The sequence below is a fragment of the Pseudomonas pichavaramensis genome, assembly GCF_050473265.1.
Classification (GTDB): domain Bacteria; phylum Pseudomonadota; class Gammaproteobacteria; order Pseudomonadales; family Pseudomonadaceae; genus Aquipseudomonas.
This window is the reverse complement of the sequence record NZ_JBJKFJ010000001.1, coordinates 705099-723411: the sequence shown is the minus strand read 5'-3', so window position 1 is coordinate 723411 and position 18313 is coordinate 705099. Positions and strand designations below refer to the sequence as shown.

The window sequence follows — 18313 nt, the reverse complement described above, 5'->3', positions numbered from 1 at the left end:
TGCCGCCCTACGAGTCTAAAGCCAGAGACCTGGGCGTAGGGTGCGCCGTGCGCACCTGGAATACTGCGATAGCGGCTCGGTGCGCACAGCGCACCCTACTGCGGCCAGAACGCTCGAATACCCGCCACGCCCTGGGCGCCGGTCTGCCAGGCGCGCTCGATATCGACCGGACCGACACCGCCCAGCAGGTATGCCGGTAGATTGAAGCCCGCGAGCAGTTCGCCGGCGGCGTCCCAGCCCAGCGGTTGTGCGTCGGGATGAGTAGCAGTGGCCTGCACCGGCGACAAGGTGACGAAGTCCACCCCCATCTGCGTAGCCAGCGCCAACTCCTCGGCATTGTGGCAGGAAGCAGCCAGCCAGCGCTGCTCCGGGAAAGGCCGGCCACTAGCCGCGTACTTGCGCAATTGCTCCGTGGTCAGGTGCCAGCCCGCAGCGGGAAAATCCCCCAGCCACTCCAGCGGGCCCTTGAGCATCAACTGTGCCTTGCCGGCACACAGCCCCTGCACGTCCAGCGCCAGGTCGCGGTACTGGGGATCGAACATGTTCGGCGCACGCAGTTGAATCAATCGAACGCCCGACTCCAACGCCTTACGTACACCGGCGAACAGCTCTGCGGGCTCCAGGCCATCGGGCGTGATCAGGTAGCGATCCGGCAGGCGCGCGGCGGCAACGATGGGTTTGTTCGCCGCCGGGAAGTCATACTCCAGCAACTGCCGCTCGCTAACCCAAGCCAGCGGCTGGCCCTCGGCGCCATGGGGCTCGCCCTTGAACGCCGCAACTTCCCAGACATCCAGCAGCACCTGCTTGTCCGGGTAATCATGGCGAATCTGGATCAGCGGACGAGTAACCGTAGGACGAATGGCCAACTCCTCCTCCAGCTCACGAGCCAGGGCCGCGCTCACCGCCTCGCCCTCTTCTACCTTGCCACCGGGAAACTCCCACAGCCCGCCCTGGTGCTTGTCCTCGGAGCGCCTGGCGATCAGGATGTGCCCATCGGCGCCCCGAATCACCGCTGCCGCGACATGAACACGCTTCACCGCTTTACCTCCTGCAATGCCGCCTGATACCAGCGCTGAAACGCTGGCCAGCGATAAATGGTTTCGACGTATGCAGCCGCCGCCGTCGGCAGCGCCACACGGTAACTGCGTAAACGCGCGGCGACCGGCGCGTAGAAAGCATCGGCGATGCTGGCAGGACCGAACAGGTAATTACCCTGCGCACCAAAACGCTCGCGGCAACCCGCCCAGATCGCGCAGATACGGTCGATATCGGCCTGGGCATCGTCCGGCAACTCGGCCAACGCCCTGTCGCGCGCCAGGTCCATCGGCAGGTGGCTGCGCAGGGCAACGAAGCCGCTGTGCATCTCCGCACAGACGCTGCGCGCAAGCGCACGAGCCTGGGGCTCCGCAGGCCACAGCTGCGCCTCGGGATAGCACTCGGCCAGGTATTCGGCAATAGCCAGGGAGTCCCATACAGCCCCCTGCTCGGAGACCAATACCGGCACCTTGCCAGTGGGCGAATGGCGCAGCAGCTGCGCTCGGCTATCTGGCTGGTAAAGACGTACCAGCACCTCTTCGCATTCCGCCCCCGCCAGCTCGACCGTCAACGCTGCACGCAGTGACCAGGACGAGTAGTTCTTGTCGCCAATAACCAGTTGCATTGCCATATCGCGTCTCCCGAGCATTCCTTCGTTGAAGTCGCTCGACGTTAAGAGCCCGCCAGCCCAATAGCAAATTCCCGCGCGTCATGGGCTCATGAGGCGCGGGAATAGTGTCCAGCCGGTAGGCGATCAGGTGCGATATTCGGCGTTGATCTTCACGTACTCGTGGGACAGATCGGTGGTCCAGATGGTCTCGCTGCAGGCACCACGACCGAGCTCGATACGAATGGTGATTTCCTCCTGGGCCATCACCGCAGCGCCCTGCTCTTCGGTATAGGTGGTCGCACGGCAGCCCTTGCTGGCGATACACACCTCTCCCAGGAATACATCGATCTTGCTGACATCCAGTTGCGGCACGCCGGCATAACCCACCGCGGCGAGGATGCGCCCCCAGTTCGGGTCGGAGGCGAACAGCGCGGTCTTGATCAGCGGCGAGTGGGCCACGGCATAGGCCACATCCAGGCATTCCTGGTGGGTACCACCACCGTTGACCTGCACGGTGACGAACTTGGTCGCCCCCTCACCATCACGGACGATGGCCTGGGCCACTTCCATGAACACCTCGAATACGGCCTGCTTGAGCTTGCTGAACAGCTCACCGGAAGCCTCGGTGATTTCCGGCACAGCAGCCTGACCAGTCGCGATCAGCATGCAGCAGTCGTTGGTCGAGGTATCGCCGTCGATGGTGATGCGGTTGAACGACTTGTTCGCCGCATCGCGCACCAGATCCTGCAGCACGCCCTGCGCGACCTTGGCGTCGGTTGCGATGTAGCCGAGCATGGTGGCCATGTTCGGGCGGATCATCCCGGCGCCCTTGGAGATGCCGGTCACGGTGACGGTCACGCCGTCGTGCCTGAACTGGCGGCTGGCACCCTTGGGCAGGGTGTCGGTGGTCATGATGCCGGTAGCGGCCGCTTCCCAGTTGTCGGTCTTGAGATCATCGAGGGCAGCCTGCAGAGCGCTCTCGATCTTCTCGACCGGCAGTGGCTCACCGATCACGCCAGTAGAGAATGGCAGCACGGCATTCTCCGTGACACCCACCAGCTCGGCCAGGCGCGCGCAGGCGCGGCGCGCACGGGCCAGGCCATCAGCACCGGTGCCGGCGTTGGCGTTGCCGGTATTGGTCAGCAGGTAACGCACCTCACCGCCCAGACGCTCACGAGTGATCAGCACAGGCGCGGCGCAAAAGGCATTGGTCGTCGTTACACCAGCAATGCGCGAACCCTCGGCGCAGCGCATCACTACCACATCCTTGCGCCCCGGGCGCTTGATACCAGCCGAAGCGATGCCCAACTCGAAACCAGGAACCGGGTGCAGGGTAGACAGCGGGCCAAGACCAACAGCCATGAGATGCGCTCCTTCAAATTACAGGGTGATCGCCAAGGCGACCGGATGAGATGGTAAAACGCCGCGAACGGCAGGGCCGTCGCGGCGTCATCGAGGGCGGCGACAGCATAGCCGAAGCCCTCTCTACTGCAAGCGCCTTGGCAGGCCGTTGAAAAGCGTAGGCGAGGCAGCCAGTGCAAGGCAAAAACAGGCGAAAAAGCGCAGTTTACGTGTTGTAAATGAGCATTTTGAGCCTGTTTTGAACGCAGTAATGGCAACGCAGGTAGTTTTTCAACAGCCTGTTAGCGGCGCACACCTGCCATGCTCAGCCAATCTGACCGTGGCAGTGCTTGTACTTTTTGCCCGAGCCACATGGGCAAGGCTCATTACGCCCGACTTTCTGCTCGCTGCGCACCGGCGCTGCGGCAACCGCGACATCACCCTCTTCGGCGCTACCCTCTTCGCTAGCCAGTGCCGAAGCCTCGGCGTGCTGGAACTGCATGCGCTCAGCCATGGCTTCGGCTTCGCGACGCAGGCGGGCTTCCTCTTCGGCCGGATCTTCGCGGCGCACCTGCACGTGGCAGAGCACGCGGATGGTGTCGCGCTTGATCGACTCCAGCAGCTCCTGGAACAGAGCAAAGGATTCGCGCTTGTACTCCTGCTTCGGGTTCTTCTGCGCATAGCCACGCAGGTGGATACCGTGACGCAGATGGTCCATGGTGGACAGGTGGTCCTTCCACAGGTCGTCGAGCACGCGCAGCAGAATCTGCTTCTCGAAGGTACGCAAGGCTTCGGCGCTGGCCTGGGTTTCCTTCTCGTTATAGGCGGCGAGCAACTCGGCGAGGATGCGCTCGCGCAGGGTTTCTTCGTACAGTTTGTCGTCTTCGTCCAGCCACTGCTGGATCGGCAGCTTGATACCGAAGTCGCTCTGCAGCGTGGACTCCAGCCCCGCCACGTCCCACTGCTCGGGCATGGACTGCGGCGGGATGTGGCCGTTGATGGCAGCGCTCAGCACTTCCTCGCGGAATTCGGCGATGGTGTCACCGACATTCTCCGCAGACAGCAGGCTGTTGCGCATGTGGTAGATCACCTTGCGCTGCTCGTTGGCCACATCATCGAATTCGAGCAGTTGCTTACGCATGTCGAAGTTGCGGCCTTCGACCTTGCGCTGGGCTTTCTCGATCGCGTTGGTAACCATGCGATGCTCGATGGCCTCGCCGGACTGCATGCCCAGGGCCTTCATGAAGTTCTTCACCCGATCAGAGGCGAAGATGCGCATCAGGTTGTCCTCCAGCGACAGGTAGAAGCGGCTCGAGCCCGGGTCACCCTGGCGGCCGGCACGACCACGCAGCTGGTTGTCGATACGCCGCGACTCATGACGCTCCGAGGCGATCACATGCAGACCGCCAGCCTCGATCACTTGCTGGTGACGCTTCTGCCATTCGGCCTTGATCTGCGCGACCTGCTCGTCGGTAGGATTCTCCAGTGCGGCGACTTCCACTTCCCAGTTGCCACCGAGAAGAATGTCGGTACCACGACCGGCCATGTTGGTAGCAATGGTCAGCGCGCCCGGACGACCTGCCTGGGCGATGATCTCGGCTTCCTTGTCGTGGAACTTGGCGTTGAGCACCTTGTGCTCGATGCCTTCCTTGTTCAGCAGCTGACTGACGTACTCGGACGTCTCGATGGTCGCGGTGCCGACCAGGATCGGCCGGCCCTGGGCCTGGCAATCCTTGATATCGGTGATGATCGCCTGGTACTTCTCTTCCTGGGTCAGGTAGACCAGGTCGTTGAAGTCCTTACGCGCAATCGCCTTGTTGGTCGGGATGACCATCACGTCCAGACCGTAGATCTGGCGGAACTCGAAAGCCTCGGTATCAGCGGTACCGGTCATGCCGGACAGCTTGTTGTACAGGCGGAAGTAGTTCTGGAAGGTGGTCGAGGCCAGCGTCTGGCTCTCGGCCTGGATGTTCACGCCTTCCTTGGCCTCGATGGCTTGGTGCAGCCCCTCGGACAGACGACGCCCAGGCATGGTACGACCGGTGTGCTCATCGATCAGGATCACCTGGCCGTTCTGCACGATGTATTCGATGTTGCGGTGGAACAGGGTATGCGCACGCAGGCTGGCATAGACGTGGGTGAGCAGGCCCAGGTTGTGTGCGGAGTAAAGGCTTTCGCCTTCAGCCAGCAGGCCGGCAGCGGTGAGCATCTCCTCGACGTACTGGTGGCCGGCCTCGTTCAACTCGACCTGGCGCGACTTCTCGTCGACCTTGTAGTGACCTTCCTGAGTCACCACACCCTCTTCTTCCTCGATGTGCTGCGTGAGGCGCGGGACCAGCTTGTTGATCTCGATGTACAGCTTGGAGCTGTCTTCGGCCTGACCGGAGATGATCAGCGGGGTACGCGCTTCGTCGATGAGGATCGAGTCGACTTCGTCGATCACAGCGAAATTCAGCTCACGCTGGAATTTGTCTTCCAGGCTGAACGCCATGTTGTCACGCAGGTAGTCGAAACCGAACTCGTTATTGGTGCCGTAGGTGATGTCCGCGGCATAGGCAGCTCGCTTTTCTTCCGGCGGCTGGAACGGCGTTACGATGCCGACACTCAGGCCGAGGAATTCATATAGCGGACGCATCCAGTTGGCGTCGCGACGCGCCAGGTATTCGTTGACCGTAACCACATGCACGCCCTTGCCGGACAGTGCGTTGAGGTAGACCGCCAGAGTACCTACCAGGGTCTTGCCCTCACCGGTACGCATCTCGGCAATCTTGCCTTCGTGCAGGGTCATGCCGCCGATCAACTGGACGTCGAAGTGACGCATACCCATGACCCGCTTGCCGGCCTCACGGGCCACCGCGAAGGCTTCAGGAAGCAGTTGGTCGAGGGTTTCGCCCTTGGCCAGACGGGCCTTGAACTCTTCGGTCTTGCCACGCAGTTGATCATCCGAGAGGGCGATCATCTGCTCTTCAAGGACGTTGACGGACTGCACCGCCTTGAGCATGCGTTTGACTTCACGCTCATTCTTGCTTCCGAAAAGTTTTTTCAACAGAGGCGCAAACATATCGACAGGACTTCCGGCGAATGGATTGAGGTCGGCGCAAATCGCGACCTGGCAGCCAGCATGGCTGCGGGCGAAGGGGGCATTCTACCCGGAAAAGCCGGGGAGGAAAGTGACGTTGTCAGCCCGTTGCTACAGCGTGATGGCGCAGGCCATCGATCCCCGGCCATGCCGAAGGCGCGGCATGGCCCTGTATGTGGGGGCGTTCGCAGACAATTCAAGAGACGGCTGAAAGCGCCTGGCTACTCGGCGCCATTGGCACGAGCGATATACAGCGCGGGGTTGACCTGACGGCCATCCTTGCTCACTTCGAAGTGCACGTGATAGCCGGTGGAACGCCCGGTACTTCCGACCTTGGCGATGGTCTGACCACGCTGCACCAGGTCACCGATCTGCACCGTGTTGCTGCGGTTGTGCGCATAAAGCGTCACGTAACCATCGGCATGACTGATTTCCACCGTGTTGCCATAACCGTTCTTGCGACCGGAGAAGGTCACCACGCCGGCAGCCACGGCCATCACGTCGCTGCCTGACTTGGCGGCAAAGTCGATACCCTTGTGAACGCTCACCCGGCCGGTCAGCGGGTGAACCCGCCGCCCGAATGGCGACGACACATAACCGTGCAGGACCGGGCGACCGGAAAGCGTCTCGGCCTCGCTCAGGCGACGCTCGCCAAGCAGTTGCTCAAGTACTTCGAGTTGTTGCTCACGGCTGTCGACACGCAGCGCCAACTCATCCAGCGCGTTCATGAACGGAGGCGGCGAATAGGCCGAAGCCCCCAGGGCATCCTCGGCGCCGCCCTGCCCCACGCTGAGCGAGAAGTCGAACTCACCTGCGTCCAGCTCGGCCAGCTCAGTAAGGCGCTCGCCCAGAGCGTCGAGACGTGTCAGGCGCGCCTGCAATTCCGCCACATGTGCAGCGAACGCGTCGAGCTGACGCTGTGCATCCAGACGCACGGCACCAACCTGTTTACGCTGTTGATCCAATGCCTCGGCCAGCGACGTGTCGACCACCGGTTCGGCGGTCAGCCACTTGGCGCCGAGCGCAGCACCTGCACCCAGACTCACCCCCAGCAGCAGAAACATCGTCAGCAACAACAAGCGCAGATCCAGATTGATCGTCCGCGCCGAGCCGTGACGGCTATTGAGCAAAATGATATGCATGGCTTCCCCTTTCGCGGAGCACAGACTGGCAGCACGCTCTGCTACCATGGTCGCTCTGCAACTTAAGGCCTCCTGCCATGACGTTTCGTCCCTTGCCGGCCCAGGCGCCCGCCACGCTGCTACGCGAAGCCAAGCCCCTGAAAGCGCTGTTCGGTCAGGCCCAACGCCTGACTCACCTGCAGCGTCTTGTTGAAAGCCAGCTACAACCTGCTGCCCGGGAACACTGTCATGTAGCGTCCTGGCGAGACGGCTGTCTGCTATTGATCGTGACCGATGGCCACTGGGCAACACGCCTGCGTTATCAGCAAAGAAGACTGCAACGACAACTGCAGGCACTCGAAGAATTCGCGACCTTAACGAAAATCCTGTTCAAGGTGCAACCTTCGACAGGTCAGAATCGTGGAACCGGTCGCAGCCTTTATCTGTCCAATAGCGCCGCGCAAAACATCAAGGCAAGTGCCGACGGCATCAGCAACCCGAGTCTGAAAGCGGCTCTTGAGCGTCTGGCCAGCCACACGCGCAAGGACGATTAACGACTTTTGCCACTCATCGACCGGCGCAGCGCTGCGACAAAAAGCCCCTGACTTCTTCTTCCGGAAGAAGCTTTCTCATTGTTCGGCAGTCCCTCTGGGATGACACCCATCGACGGCGCACGACAAAAAAAGAGGCCACCCGCAGGTGGCCTCAATTGAAGCTAGGAAGAGAGTTCGATTACACGGCCGCAACCGGGCGCATGTAAGAGATCGGAGCAAGCTTGGCGTCCTCGAAGGTCACCATTTCCCAGGCATCAGTCTGCTCCATCAGGGTACGCAGCAAACGGTTGTTCAGTGCGTGGCCAGACTTGAAGCCCTTGAACTCACCGATCAGGCTATTACCCAGCAGGTACAGGTCGCCGATGGCATCGAGAATCTTGTGTTTGACGAACTCGTCCTCGTAACGCAGGCCGTCTTCGTTGAGCACGCGATATTCATCGACCACGATGGCGTTTTCCACACTGCCGCCGAGCGCCAGGTTCTGCGAACGCAGGAACTCGATGTCACGCATGAAGCCGAAAGTGCGGGCCCGGCTGACTTCCTTGACGAAAGACGTGCTGGAGAAATCCACACTGGCGCTCTGCGTACGATTGCGGAACACGGGATGATCGAAGTCGATCTCGAAGCTCACCTTGAACCCGTCGAACGGCACGAAGGTGGCGCGCTTGTCGCCCTCTTCCACCGTTACTTCGCGCAGGATGCGGATGAACTTCTTCGGCGCTTCCTGCTCCTGCAGGCCAGCGGATTGAATCAGGAATACGAAAGGACCAGCACTACCGTCCATGATCGGCACTTCGGACGCGGAGAGCTCGACGTAGGCGTTATCGATGCCCAGGCCTGCCATGGCCGAAAGCAGATGCTCTACCGTATCCACCTTGACGTCGCCATTGATCAACGTGGTCGACATGGTGGTTTCACCGACATTCCCGGCCGATGCGCGGATTTCCACGACAGGGTCGAGATCGGTGCGACGGAACACGATACCCGTGTCCACCGGTGCCGGCTTCAGGGTCAGGTAAACCTTTTCCCCCGAATGCAGGCCAACGCCGGTGGCACGAATAATGTTCTTCAGGGTGCGTTGTCTGATCATGGCTTGGCCGCTATATCGCTAGTTGCGAACTGTTTTCAACAATGGTCGGAAATAATAGCAGAACCGACCTTTGCTGAACACCAATCACCGTCATAGCCCTGATAAATTCCATTAATCAGCCTGGCGACGCAGGAAAGCCGGAATATCCAGGTAATCGAGATCGTCCTGGGTATTGAGCTTGGCCGCAGTAGCTGCCCCGCTGTGGCTCTGACGCTGCACGGTCGGACGCTCGTAGTCCTTGTAGTTGACCGACTGCTCGCTGCGCGGTTGTTGCCCGGCGGGCTGCTGGGTAACCGGCTGGCTGACGGCGACCTGCACGGTGTTGTCGACCACCTTGACCGGTTTCTCCATGCGTGCACCCAGACCGGTGGCGACCACGGTGACATGTAGCTCGTCGCGCATGTCGGCGTCGATCACGGTACCGACCTTGACGGTAGCCTGCTCGGAAGCGAACTGCTCGATGATGTTACCCACATCGGAGTACTCGCCCAGCGACAGGTCCGGACCGGCAGTGATGTTGACCAGGATGCCGCGCGCGCCCTGCAGGTTGACGTCTTCCAGCAGCGGGTTGCGGATGGCCGCCTCGGTGGCTTCACGGGCGCGGTTCGGGCCGCTGGCGCAGCCAGTACCCATCATCGCCATACCCATTTCGCTCATCACGGTCTTCACGTCGGCGAAGTCGACGTTGATCATGCCCGGACGCTTGATGATGTCGGAGATACCGCGCACGGCACCGGCCAGCACGTCGTCAGCCTTGGCGAAGGCGGACAGCAGGCTGGCATCCTTACCGAGGATGGTCAGCAGCTTCTCGTTGGGGATGGTGATCAGCGAATCGACGCTCTCGGCCAGCGCACGGATGCCCTCGTCGGCGATGACCATGCGCTTCTTGCCTTCGAACGGGAACGGACGAGTGACCACGGCCACGGTCAGGATGCCCAGTTCCTTGGCCACTTCAGCGATCACCGGAGCAGCACCGGTACCGGTACCACCGCCCATGCCAGTGGTGATGAACACCATATCGGTGCCTTGCAGCACTTCAGCGATGCGCTCGCGGTCTTCCAGCGCGGCTTGACGGCCGACTTCCGGGTTGGCGCCAGCGCCCAGGCCCTTGGTCACGCCTGGGCCGAGCTGCAGCACGGTGCGTGCACCAATGTTCTTCAGCGCCTGCGCATCGGTGTTGGCGCAAATGAACTCGACGCCTTCGATGTTGCTGACAGCCATGTGATTGACCGCGTTACCGCCGCCACCACCGACACCGATGACTTTGATCACCGCACTTTGTGGAATGTTGTCTACTAGTTCGAACATGATCCCTCTCCTTCCTTTCTAGTTGTAACGCCTACTGCAAATTTAGAAATTGCCTTGTACCCAGCGCTTGATGCGCTCGAGTACCGGGGTCTTGTTTTCGTCCTGGTAAGGACTGCCCACCGACATGGAAATACCGTCGTGCTGCTTCTGCAGCCCGTACATCAGCAAGCCCACGCCAGTGGAATAAATCGGATTGCGCACCACGTCGGCCATGCCCTTGACGCTGTGCGGCACGCCCAGACGCACGGGCATGTGGAAGATTTCCTCAGCCAGTTCGACCGCACCTTCCATCTTCGCCGTACCACCGGTCATGACGATGCCGGCCGGAATCAGGTCCTCGTAGCCGCTGCGACGCAGCTCGGCCTGAATCAGGGTGAACAGCTCGTCGTAACGCGGTTCGACCACTTCGGCCAGGGACTGGCGCGAGAGGTCACGCGGCGGACGATCACCGACGCTCGGCACCTTGATGGTTTCGCCAGCGCCGGCCAGTTTGGCCAGGGCGCAGGCGTAGCGAATCTTGATTTCCTCGGCATACTGAGTCGGCGTACGCAGGGCCATGGCGATGTCGTTGGTGACCTGGTCGCCGGCAATCGGGATTACCGCGGTGTGGCGGATGGCGCCCTCGGTGAAGATGGCGATGTCGGTAGTGCCACCGCCGATATCCACCAGGCACACGCCCAGCTCCTTCTCGTCCTCGGTCAGCACCGAATACGCCGATGCCAGTTGTTCAAGGATGATGTCGTCGACTTCCAGACCGCAGCGACGCACGCATTTTTCGATGTTCTGCGCAGCGTTCACCGCGCAGGTGACCACATGCACCTTGGCCTCCAGACGCACGCCGGACATGCCCAGCGGTTCGCGCACACCTTCCTGGTTGTCGATCACGTAATCCTGCGCCAGGGTGTGCAGCACGCGCTGGTCGGCGGGAATGGCCACCGCCTGAGCGGCATCCAGTACGCGCTCGATATCGGCGCCGCTGACTTCGCGATCACGGATGGCGACGATGCCGTGGCTGTTCAGGCTGCGGATGTGGTTGCCGGCCACGCCGACGAACGCCGAGTGAATGCGGCAACCGGCCATCAGTTGCGCCTCTTCCACCGCGCGCTGGATCGAGGCCACGGTGGACTCGATGTTGACCACCACGCCCTTTTTCAGCCCGCGCGACGGATGGGTGCCGATACCGACGATTTCCAGCTGGCCGTCGGCCGTCACCTCGCCCACCAGCGCCACCACCTTGGAGGTGCCGATGTCCAGGCCAACGATCATCTTGCCGCTCTGCGCGCTACTCATTTCATCCTGCCTCTTCTCAATTCACTTTCTGCTCGGCCGCAGCCGGCTCCACCGGCTCACGCCAGGCCACGGCCAGGCCGTTGGCATAACGCAGGTCGATGCGCGCGATGTTCGCGCTCTGTTCTTTCAGCTCGCGCTCGTAAATGGCGGCGAACCGACGCATTTTTTCCACCACGTGATCACGCCCCAGCAGAATGTCGATGCGCTGGCCGCTGGCATTCTCGGTCGCCGAGAGGAACCAGCTGCCGCGCTCACGCAACTGCAAGCCGACCACGGTAAAGCCCATCGGACGCAACAACTGGCTGAGCATCTGGTACTGCTGCATCACCTTGGGCTGCGCACGCTTGGGTCCGGACAGCTGTGGCAGATGCTGATAGTTGTCCAGCTCCTGCGGAGCGAAGGCCTGGCCCTGGTTGTTGAGCAGCGCCTCGTCACCCCAGCGGGCAATCGGCAGTTGCTCTTCCAGGCGCACGTCGATCTGATCCGGCCAGACGCGACGCACTTCGGCATGCGCGATCCACGGCATGCGCTCCAGTTCTTCGCGCATGCTGCGCAAGTCAACGCTGAAGAAGCTGCCCTGAATAAAGGGGGCGATGCGACGTTGTACGGCCTGCTGACTGACATAAGCCAGGTCGCCCTGCACGCTGATGCGCGCTATCGGGCGGTCGGCATAGGGCAGCAGGCGCTGCGCGCCTTCATAGGCAGCAAAGCCCAGACCGACCAGCAGCAGCGGCCACAGCACACGACCGAGCCAGCTGAAGTCGGGCTTGGGCAGACGCAGGCGCATTGGCTCCTTGGCCACCAGACGGCTGGCGCCACGCGGCGCGGGCTTACCGCGTTGCGGAGCCCTCAGCGAGTCCTGATGACGCAGAGCGATACTCATCGCTTACCCCCTCGCCTCGACGCTGTCCGCCAGGATCGCCAGCACCAGCTGCTGGAAATCCAGACCGGCTGCGCGCGCGGCCATCGGCACCAGGCTGTGATCGGTCATACCCGGTACGGTATTCACTTCCAGCAGCCAGAACTGGCCACTGGCATCCTGCATCACATCAGCGCGTGCCCAACCCTGAGTGCCTACTGCTTCGCAAGCGCGCGCAGTCAGGTCCTTGAGCTCGGCTTCCTTCTCGGCGGACAGGCCAGAGGGAATGCGGTACTGGGTGTCATCCGCCAGGTACTTGGCGTCGTAGTCATAAAAGGTGTGTGGAGTGCCCAGGCCGATTGGCGGCAGCACTTCGCCACGCAGCACGGCGATGGTGTATTCAGGCCCGGCAATCCACTGCTCGACCAGCACCTGGCTGTCGTAGCGTGCCGCGTCCTGCCAGGCCGCGATCAATGCGGCGGCGCTTTCTACCTTGGCCATGCCGATGCTCGAACCTTCATGGGCCGGCTTGACGATCAGCGGGAAACCCAGCTCGGTCGCGGCAGCTTCGCAGTCGGCCTGCGAGGTCAGCACGGCATGCCGTGGCGTCGGCAGGCCAAGGCTGTGCCAGACCTGCTTGGTGCGCAGTTTGTCCATCGCCAGCGCCGAAGCCAGAATGCCGCTGCCGGTATAAGGGATGCCGGCGCATTCGAGCAGGCCCTGCATGGAGCCATCCTCACCACCACGGCCGTGCAGCACGATGAAGGCACGGTCGATCTTTTCGCTGCTCAGACGCTGCAGGAAATCGTCGCCGACATCGATACCGAAGGCATCCACGCCAGCAGCCTGCAGTGCACCGAGCACGGCATTGCCGGACTTCAGCGAGACTTCACGCTCGGCACTCTTGCCGCCGAACAGCACGGCGACGCGACCGAAAGCCTTGGGGTCGAGGGTGCTGTGCAAACTCATTTCGACTCCCCCACGAACAGCGGGTGCTTGATCATTTGCGGCGCCACCGCACCGATGTCACCGGCGCCCTGGCACAGCAGAATGTCGCCGGCACGCAGCAGCGGCTTGACCAGCGGCGCCAGGTCAACACCACGTTCGACATAGATCGGGTCGAGCTGGCCGCGCTGACGGATGCTGTGGCACAGCTGGCGGCTGTCGGCACCAGGGATGGGTTCTTCGCCGGCCGGGTAAACTTCCACCAGCAGCAGCACGTTGGCCTCACCGAGTACCTGCACGAAATCGTCGTACAGGTCACGGGTGCGGCTGTAGCGGTGCGGCTGATAGACCATCACCAAGCGGCGCTCCGGCCAGCCACCGCGCACGGCCTTGATTACCGCCGCGACTTCACGCGGGTGGTGGCCGTAGTCATCGACCAGCATCACGCTGCCGCCTTCGACCGGCAGCTCACCGTAGACCTGGAAGCGCCGACCGACGCCTTGGAAGCCCGACAGGCCAGCGACGATGGCGGCATCATCGATGCCCTCATCGGTAGCGATGGCTATGGTGGCCAGCGCATTGAGCACATTGTGATTACCCGGCATGTTCACCGACACGTCGAGTGGCTCGCAGTCGGGACGCAGCACGGTGAAATAGGTGCGCATGCCTTCCTGACGCACATTGATCGCGCGCACGTCGGCATCCTCGGCAAAACCGTAGGTCACGGTCGGACGACCGACCTGAGGCAGCAACTCACGCACCACCGGGTCGTCGACGCAGAGCACGGCCAGACCATAGAACGGCAGGTTATGCAGGAACTCGACGAAGGTTTTCTTCAGTTTGTTGAAGTCACCGCCGTAGGTGCTCATATGGTCGGCGTCGATATTGGTGACCACCGACACCATCGGCTGCAGGTGCAGGAAGCTGGCATCGCTCTCGTCCGCCTCGGCGATCAGAAAGCGACTGGAGCCCAACTGCGCGTTGGTGCCTGCAGCATTGAGGCGACCACCGATAACGAAAGTCGGATCAAGGCCGCCAGCGGCAAACACCGAGGCCAGCAGACTGGTGGTGGTTGTCTTGCCATGAGTGCCAGCCACGGCGATACCGTGCCGGTAGCGCATCAGTTCGGCGAGCATCTCGGCACGCGGCACGACCGGAATACGACGTTCCAGAGCAGTGGCGACCTCAGGGTTGGCAGTGTTGATGGCACTGGAGACCACCAGTACGTCGGCCTGCTCGGCATTCTCGGCGGCATGGCCAATGAAGATCTGCGCGCCGAATTTTTCCAGACGCTCAGTGACCGGCGAAGCCTTGAGGTCCGAGCCAGACACTTCGTAGCCAAGGTTCAGCAACACCTCGGCGATACCGCACATGCCCACACCGCCGATGCCGACGAAATGGATGCGACGGATACGGCGCATACGCCGAACCTCGGCCTTGACCGCAGCGGGAGACTTAGCCACGAATCACCTCCTGGCAGATGTCGACCACCGTACGGGTGGCATCGGGCTTGGCCAGGCGACGCGCGGTGGCGCCCATGACGTTTAGTTTTTCCAGGTGCATCAGAACCTCGGTGAGCTGCGCGGCGAGCTTGGCCGCGTCAGTAGCATGTTGCGGAAGAAGGACGGCAGCGCCCTCCTTCGCCAGATATTCGGCATTGCGGCTCTGGTGATCGTCGATTGCATGCGGCAGCGGCACCAGAAACGACGGCAGACCAGCCGCAGCGAGTTCGCTGACGGTCAATGCACCGGCGCGGCAGATCACCAGATCGGCCCAGCCATAAGCCCGTGCCATATCCTTGATGAACGGCGCGACCTCGGCTTCGACCGCAGCATCGCGATAACGCTCCGCAGTGATTTCGGCATGTTGCTTGCCAGCCTGGTGGAACACCTTGGGGCGCACGTCGGCGGGGATTTTTTCTAGAGCAGCCGGCAGCAACTTGTTCAGCGGCTCAGCGCCCAGGCTGCCCCCCAGCACCAGCAACTTCGGCTGACGGCCAGCCAAAGGCTCGCGCGGCGTTTCCAGGAACAGCTCCTCACGCACCGGGTTGCCGGTGGTGCGGCGCTTGTCCGATGCCTTGAAGGTATTCGGGAAGGCCTCGCAGATGCGGCTGGCGATGCGCGACAGCAGGCGGTTGGCGGTACCGGCCACGGCGTTCTGCTCGTGGATGACCAACGGTACGCCGGCCATTCTCGCGGCCACGCCACCAGGCCCGGTCACATAGCCACCCATACCGAGCACGCACACTGGCTGCAACTCACGCACGATACGGCGCGCCTGCAGCAGCGAACGCAGCAGCTGGAACGGTGCCTTGAGCAGCGACAGCTTGCCCTTGCCACGCAGGCCGCTGACATCAATCAGGTGCAGCGGCAGGTTGGCCTGCGGCACCAGCTCGTTCTCGATACCACGCGGCGTGCCCAGCCAGTGCACGCTGTAACCGCGGACCTGGAACTCGCGGGCACAGGCCAGCGCCGGGAACACATGCCCACCGGTGCCGCCCGCCATGATCAGAACATTACCGCGCATGGGCGACCTCCTCGCTCGGCTCGGCGAAATCCTCTTCGCTGAACTCGATGTCCTCGTTGCCCAATACGTTGCGCCGCTCCCATTCGATACGCAGCAGGATCGCCAGACTGACGCAGCAGATCACCAGCGACGAACCGCCATAACTGAGGAACGGCAGGGTCAGCCCCTTGGTTGGCAGCAGGCCGGTGTTCACGCCGATATTGATCAGGAACTGACCGATCCACAGGAACGACAGGCCGTACGCCACATAAGCCGAGAAGAACTGTTTGGCCTTCTCCGCCCACAGGCCGATGTACAGACCGCGCACACAGACGAAGACGAACAGCGCCAGGGTCGCCAGCGAGCCGATCAAACCCAGCTCTTCGGCCAGAACAGAAAATACGAAGTCGGTGTGCGCTTCCGGCAGATAGAACTGCTTCTGGATGCTGTTGCCCAGACCGACGCCGAACCATTCGCCACGACCGAAGGCAATCAGAGCCTGGGTCAGCTGATAACCGGAACCGTACTGGTCGGCCCAGGGATCGGTGAAGGTGATCAGACGCTGCAGGCGGTATTCCTGGGTCTGAACCAGCACGAACACGGCGCCGACGGCCAGCGCCACCATCAACCCGAAGCGCAGCATGCCGACACCACCGAGGAACAGCATGGCCATGGCCGAGCCCATCATCACCACGGTGGCACCGAAGTCCGGCTCCAGCAGCAGCAGACCGGCCATCGGCAACAGCACCACGAATGGCTTGAAGAAGCCCATCCAGCTCTCGCGCACTTCCTCCTGGCGCCGTATCAGATAACCGGCCAGATAGACCACCACGAAGACCTTGGCGATCTCCGACGGCTGTACGTTGAACGCACCGAAACCGATCCAGCGCCGCGCACCATTGACCTCGCGGCCAATCCCTGGGATCAGCACCAGCACCAGCAAGCCGATGGCGGCCAACAGCATCATCCAGCCATAGCGCTGCCAGAAACTCATGGGAATCATCAATACGACACCCGCAGCACCCAAACCGATGGCCAGATAAACCAGGTGGCGAATCATGTGGTACAGCGGGTTGCCGGACATCGCCGCAGCAACTTCCGACGAGGCCGAGGTGATCATCACCAGGCCCAGGCCGAGCAGGCCGAGGCAACCGGCGAGCATCGGAAAATCGACATCGAAACCGCGACCGAGCAGCGGCGAAGGACGAACGCGCAAGAAACTCATCATGCGCTCAGCCCTCCGACTGCCTGGGCGAAAAGGCGCCCGCGTTCTTCGAAGTTCTTGAACATGTCCAGGCTGGCGCAGGCCGGCGACAGCAGTACGGCATCGCCGGCCTCGGCCAGCTCGCTGCAGCGTTGTACCGCTTCCTCGAGGCTGCTAACGCGCAGCTGCGGTGCGGCATCGCCCAGCGCTTCGGCCAGGCGCTCGGCATCACGGCCCAGCAGCACCACGGCTCGGCAGAAGCGTGCGACCGGAGTCTTCAATGCAGAGAAGTCGGCGCCTTTACCATCGCCACCGGCGATCAGCACCAGCTTGCCGGCGATGTCCGCACCCAGGCCTTCGATGGCCGCCAGCGCAGCACCGACGTTGGTGGCCTTGGAGTCGTCGTAGTAGCTCACCCCGGCGCGCTCACCGACCCACTGGCAGCGATGCGCCAGGCCAGCGAACTGGCGCAGAGTGGCGAGCATGGCGTCCATCGGCAAGCCAACGGCATGACCGAGCGCCAGCGCCGCCAGGGCGTTGGACTGGTTGTGCGCGCCGCGGATCTTCAACTCGCCGACCGGCAGCAGCGCCTCAAAACGAAACGCCAGGGACTTCTCGCCATTTTCTTCGAGCAAGCCGAAGCGCTTGAAGTCCGGTTTGCCCAGGCCGAATTCCCAGCAGGTCACCTGATCGGCGATCAGCGGGCGCGACAGGGCGTCGTCACGGTTGATCACCACCTGCCGTGCACCCCGGAAAATCCGGTGCTTGGCCAGGTGATAGGCCGGCAGGCCGCTGTAGCGGTCCATGTGGTCTTCGCTGACGTTCAGGCAGGTGGCCACTTCAGCGTTGAGCTGGTCGGTGGTTTCCAGCTGGAAGCTGGACAGCTCCAGCACATACAGCTCGACATCATCGGCCAGCAGATCCAGCGCCGGCGTACCGAGGTTGCCACCGACGGCCACGCGTTTGCCGGCCGCGGCCGCCATCTCGCCGACCAGGGTAGTCACCGTGCTCTTGGCGTTGGAGCCAGTGATGGCAATGATCGGCGCCTTGGCGTGGCGGGCGAACAGGTCGATGTCACCGGACAGCTTCACTCCGCGCGCAGCCGCTTCGGCCAGCGCCGGCGTAGCCACGGCCAGACCCGGGCTCACGTACAGTTCCGAAGCGCGGCAGAGGAAATCCACATCCAGCTCACCGCAGCGTACTTCGACCTGCGGGTAGTCGCGCTTGAGCGTTTCCAGCTCCGGCGGATTCGCGCGCGTATCCGCCACAGCAAAGCGCACGCCCTGCTGCGCCAGGAAGCGCACCAGGGACATGCCGCTCTTGCCGAGGCCGACAACGATGCGGAATTGGTCGGAAGCGATCAACGACACGC

General features: G+C 62.4%; 15 protein-coding genes. 1 reads left to right on the top strand and 14 read right to left on the bottom strand.

Going from position 1 to position 18313, the window contains the following annotated elements; genetic code table 11:
* Positions 1-95: 95 nt before the first annotated feature.
* From ACJRW5_RS03265 to ACJRW5_RS03245, 5 genes are all read right to left on the bottom strand, one after another.
* Positions 96-1037, bottom strand: a complete 942-nt coding sequence (locus ACJRW5_RS03265; protein WP_484569085.1) for a Nudix family hydrolase — start codon at positions 1035-1037, stop codon at positions 96-98.
* Complete coding sequence (locus tag ACJRW5_RS03260; protein WP_484569084.1) at positions 1034-1666, bottom strand: glutathione S-transferase family protein; 633 nt, start codon at positions 1664-1666, stop codon at positions 1034-1036. Before ACJRW5_RS03260 ends, ACJRW5_RS03265 begins: the two co-directional genes overlap by 4 nt.
* Before the next feature lie 123 nt (positions 1667-1789).
* Positions 1790-3007, bottom strand: a complete 1218-nt coding sequence (gene argJ / locus ACJRW5_RS03255; protein WP_484569083.1) for a bifunctional glutamate N-acetyltransferase/amino-acid acetyltransferase ArgJ — start codon at positions 3005-3007, stop codon at positions 1790-1792.
* A 304-nt stretch (positions 3008-3311) separates the two neighbouring features.
* Positions 3312-6047 (bottom strand): preprotein translocase subunit SecA, encoded by a 2736-nt coding sequence (gene secA, locus ACJRW5_RS03250; protein WP_484569082.1) that lies wholly within the window; start codon positions 6045-6047, stop codon positions 3312-3314.
* Between the two features lie 239 nt (positions 6048-6286).
* Positions 6287-7207 (bottom strand): M23 family metallopeptidase, encoded by a 921-nt coding sequence (locus tag ACJRW5_RS03245; protein ID WP_484569081.1) that lies wholly within the window; start codon positions 7205-7207, stop codon positions 6287-6289.
* A gap of 77 nt (positions 7208-7284) precedes the next feature.
* Between ACJRW5_RS03245 and ACJRW5_RS03240 the strand changes: the two genes are divergently transcribed.
* Entirely contained in the window at positions 7285-7740 is a 456-nt protein-coding gene (locus ACJRW5_RS03240; RefSeq protein ID WP_484569080.1) for a DciA family protein, read from the top strand.
* A 178-nt stretch (positions 7741-7918) separates the two neighbouring features.
* On the opposite strand, the gene lpxC is transcribed toward ACJRW5_RS03240, so the two are convergent.
* The 9 genes from lpxC to murD all read right to left on the bottom strand — a co-directional run bounded on the left by lpxC (position 7919) and on the right by murD (position 18311).
* Complete coding sequence (lpxC, locus tag ACJRW5_RS03235; RefSeq protein WP_484569079.1) at positions 7919-8830, bottom strand: UDP-3-O-acyl-N-acetylglucosamine deacetylase; 912 nt, start codon at positions 8828-8830, stop codon at positions 7919-7921.
* 111 nt (positions 8831-8941) lie between these two features.
* A complete protein-coding gene (gene ftsZ / locus ACJRW5_RS03230) occupies positions 8942-10138 on the bottom strand; it encodes a cell division protein FtsZ (RefSeq protein WP_484569078.1) in 1197 nt (398 codons plus the stop codon).
* Positions 10139-10180: 42 nt separating this feature from the next.
* Positions 10181-11428 carry a cell division protein FtsA gene (gene ftsA, locus ACJRW5_RS03225; RefSeq protein ID WP_484569077.1) on the bottom strand — a complete coding sequence of 416 codons (1248 nt, stop codon included), beginning with the start codon at positions 11426-11428 and terminating at the stop codon, positions 10181-10183.
* Between the two features lie 16 nt (positions 11429-11444).
* Entirely contained in the window at positions 11445-12311 is an 867-nt protein-coding gene (locus ACJRW5_RS03220) for a cell division protein FtsQ/DivIB (protein WP_484569076.1), read from the bottom strand.
* Between the two features lie 3 nt (positions 12312-12314).
* On the bottom strand, positions 12315-13256 hold the full coding sequence (locus ACJRW5_RS03215; RefSeq protein WP_484569075.1) for a D-alanine--D-alanine ligase: 942 nt from the start codon (positions 13254-13256) through the stop codon (positions 12315-12317).
* Positions 13253-14653: a UDP-N-acetylmuramate--L-alanine ligase gene (gene murC / locus ACJRW5_RS03210; protein WP_484569148.1), complete on the bottom strand. Its 1401-nt coding sequence runs from the start codon at positions 14651-14653 to the stop codon at positions 13253-13255. The genes ACJRW5_RS03215 and murC overlap by 4 nt, the downstream gene beginning before the upstream one ends.
* Positions 14654-14687: 34 nt before the next feature.
* Positions 14688-15758, bottom strand: coding sequence for an undecaprenyldiphospho-muramoylpentapeptide beta-N-acetylglucosaminyltransferase (murG, locus tag ACJRW5_RS03205; RefSeq protein ID WP_484569074.1), 1071 nt, complete (start codon positions 15756-15758; stop codon positions 14688-14690).
* Positions 15748-16965, bottom strand: a complete 1218-nt coding sequence (gene ftsW / locus ACJRW5_RS03200) for a putative lipid II flippase FtsW (RefSeq protein WP_484569073.1) — start codon at positions 16963-16965, stop codon at positions 15748-15750. Before ftsW ends, murG begins: the two co-directional genes overlap by 11 nt.
* The gene (murD, locus tag ACJRW5_RS03195) at positions 16962-18311 is read right to left on the bottom strand and encodes a UDP-N-acetylmuramoyl-L-alanine--D-glutamate ligase (RefSeq protein ID WP_484569072.1); all 1350 of its coding nucleotides are present in this window, start codon (positions 18309-18311) and stop codon (positions 16962-16964) included. Before murD ends, ftsW begins: the two co-directional genes overlap by 4 nt.
* Positions 18312-18313: the final 2 nt, after the last annotated feature.

Excerpts from the sequence above, each read along its gene's own strand:
- ftsA (WP_484569077.1), bottom strand. The coding sequence starts at position 11,428 with ATGAGTAGCGCGCAGAGCGGCAAGATGATCGTTGGCCTGGACATCGGC.
- ftsZ (WP_484569078.1), bottom strand. The coding sequence starts at position 10,138 with ATGTTCGAACTAGTAGACAACATTCCACAAAGTGCGGTGATCAAAGTC.
- ACJRW5_RS03215 (WP_484569075.1), bottom strand. The coding sequence starts at position 13,256 with ATGAGTTTGCACAGCACCCTCGACCCCAAGGCTTTCGGTCGCGTCGCC.
- ACJRW5_RS03240 (WP_484569080.1), top strand. The coding sequence starts at position 7,285 with ATGACGTTTCGTCCCTTGCCGGCCCAGGCGCCCGCCACGCTGCTACGC.
- secA (WP_484569082.1), bottom strand. The coding sequence starts at position 6,047 with ATGTTTGCGCCTCTGTTGAAAAAACTTTTCGGAAGCAAGAATGAGCGT.
- ftsW (WP_484569073.1), bottom strand. The coding sequence starts at position 16,965 with ATGATGAGTTTCTTGCGCGTTCGTCCTTCGCCGCTGCTCGGTCGCGGT.
- lpxC (WP_484569079.1), bottom strand. The coding sequence starts at position 8,830 with ATGATCAGACAACGCACCCTGAAGAACATTATTCGTGCCACCGGCGTT.
- ACJRW5_RS03260 (WP_484569084.1), bottom strand. The coding sequence starts at position 1,666 with ATGGCAATGCAACTGGTTATTGGCGACAAGAACTACTCGTCCTGGTCA.
- murC (WP_484569148.1), bottom strand. The coding sequence starts at position 14,653 with ATGCGCCGTATCCGTCGCATCCATTTCGTCGGCATCGGCGGTGTGGGC.
- murG (WP_484569074.1), bottom strand. The coding sequence starts at position 15,758 with ATGCGCGGTAATGTTCTGATCATGGCGGGCGGCACCGGTGGGCATGTG.
- argJ (WP_484569083.1), bottom strand. The coding sequence starts at position 3,007 with ATGGCTGTTGGTCTTGGCCCGCTGTCTACCCTGCACCCGGTTCCTGGT.
- ACJRW5_RS03220 (WP_484569076.1), bottom strand. The coding sequence starts at position 12,311 with ATGAGTATCGCTCTGCGTCATCAGGACTCGCTGAGGGCTCCGCAACGC.
- ACJRW5_RS03245 (WP_484569081.1), bottom strand. The coding sequence starts at position 7,207 with ATGCATATCATTTTGCTCAATAGCCGTCACGGCTCGGCGCGGACGATC.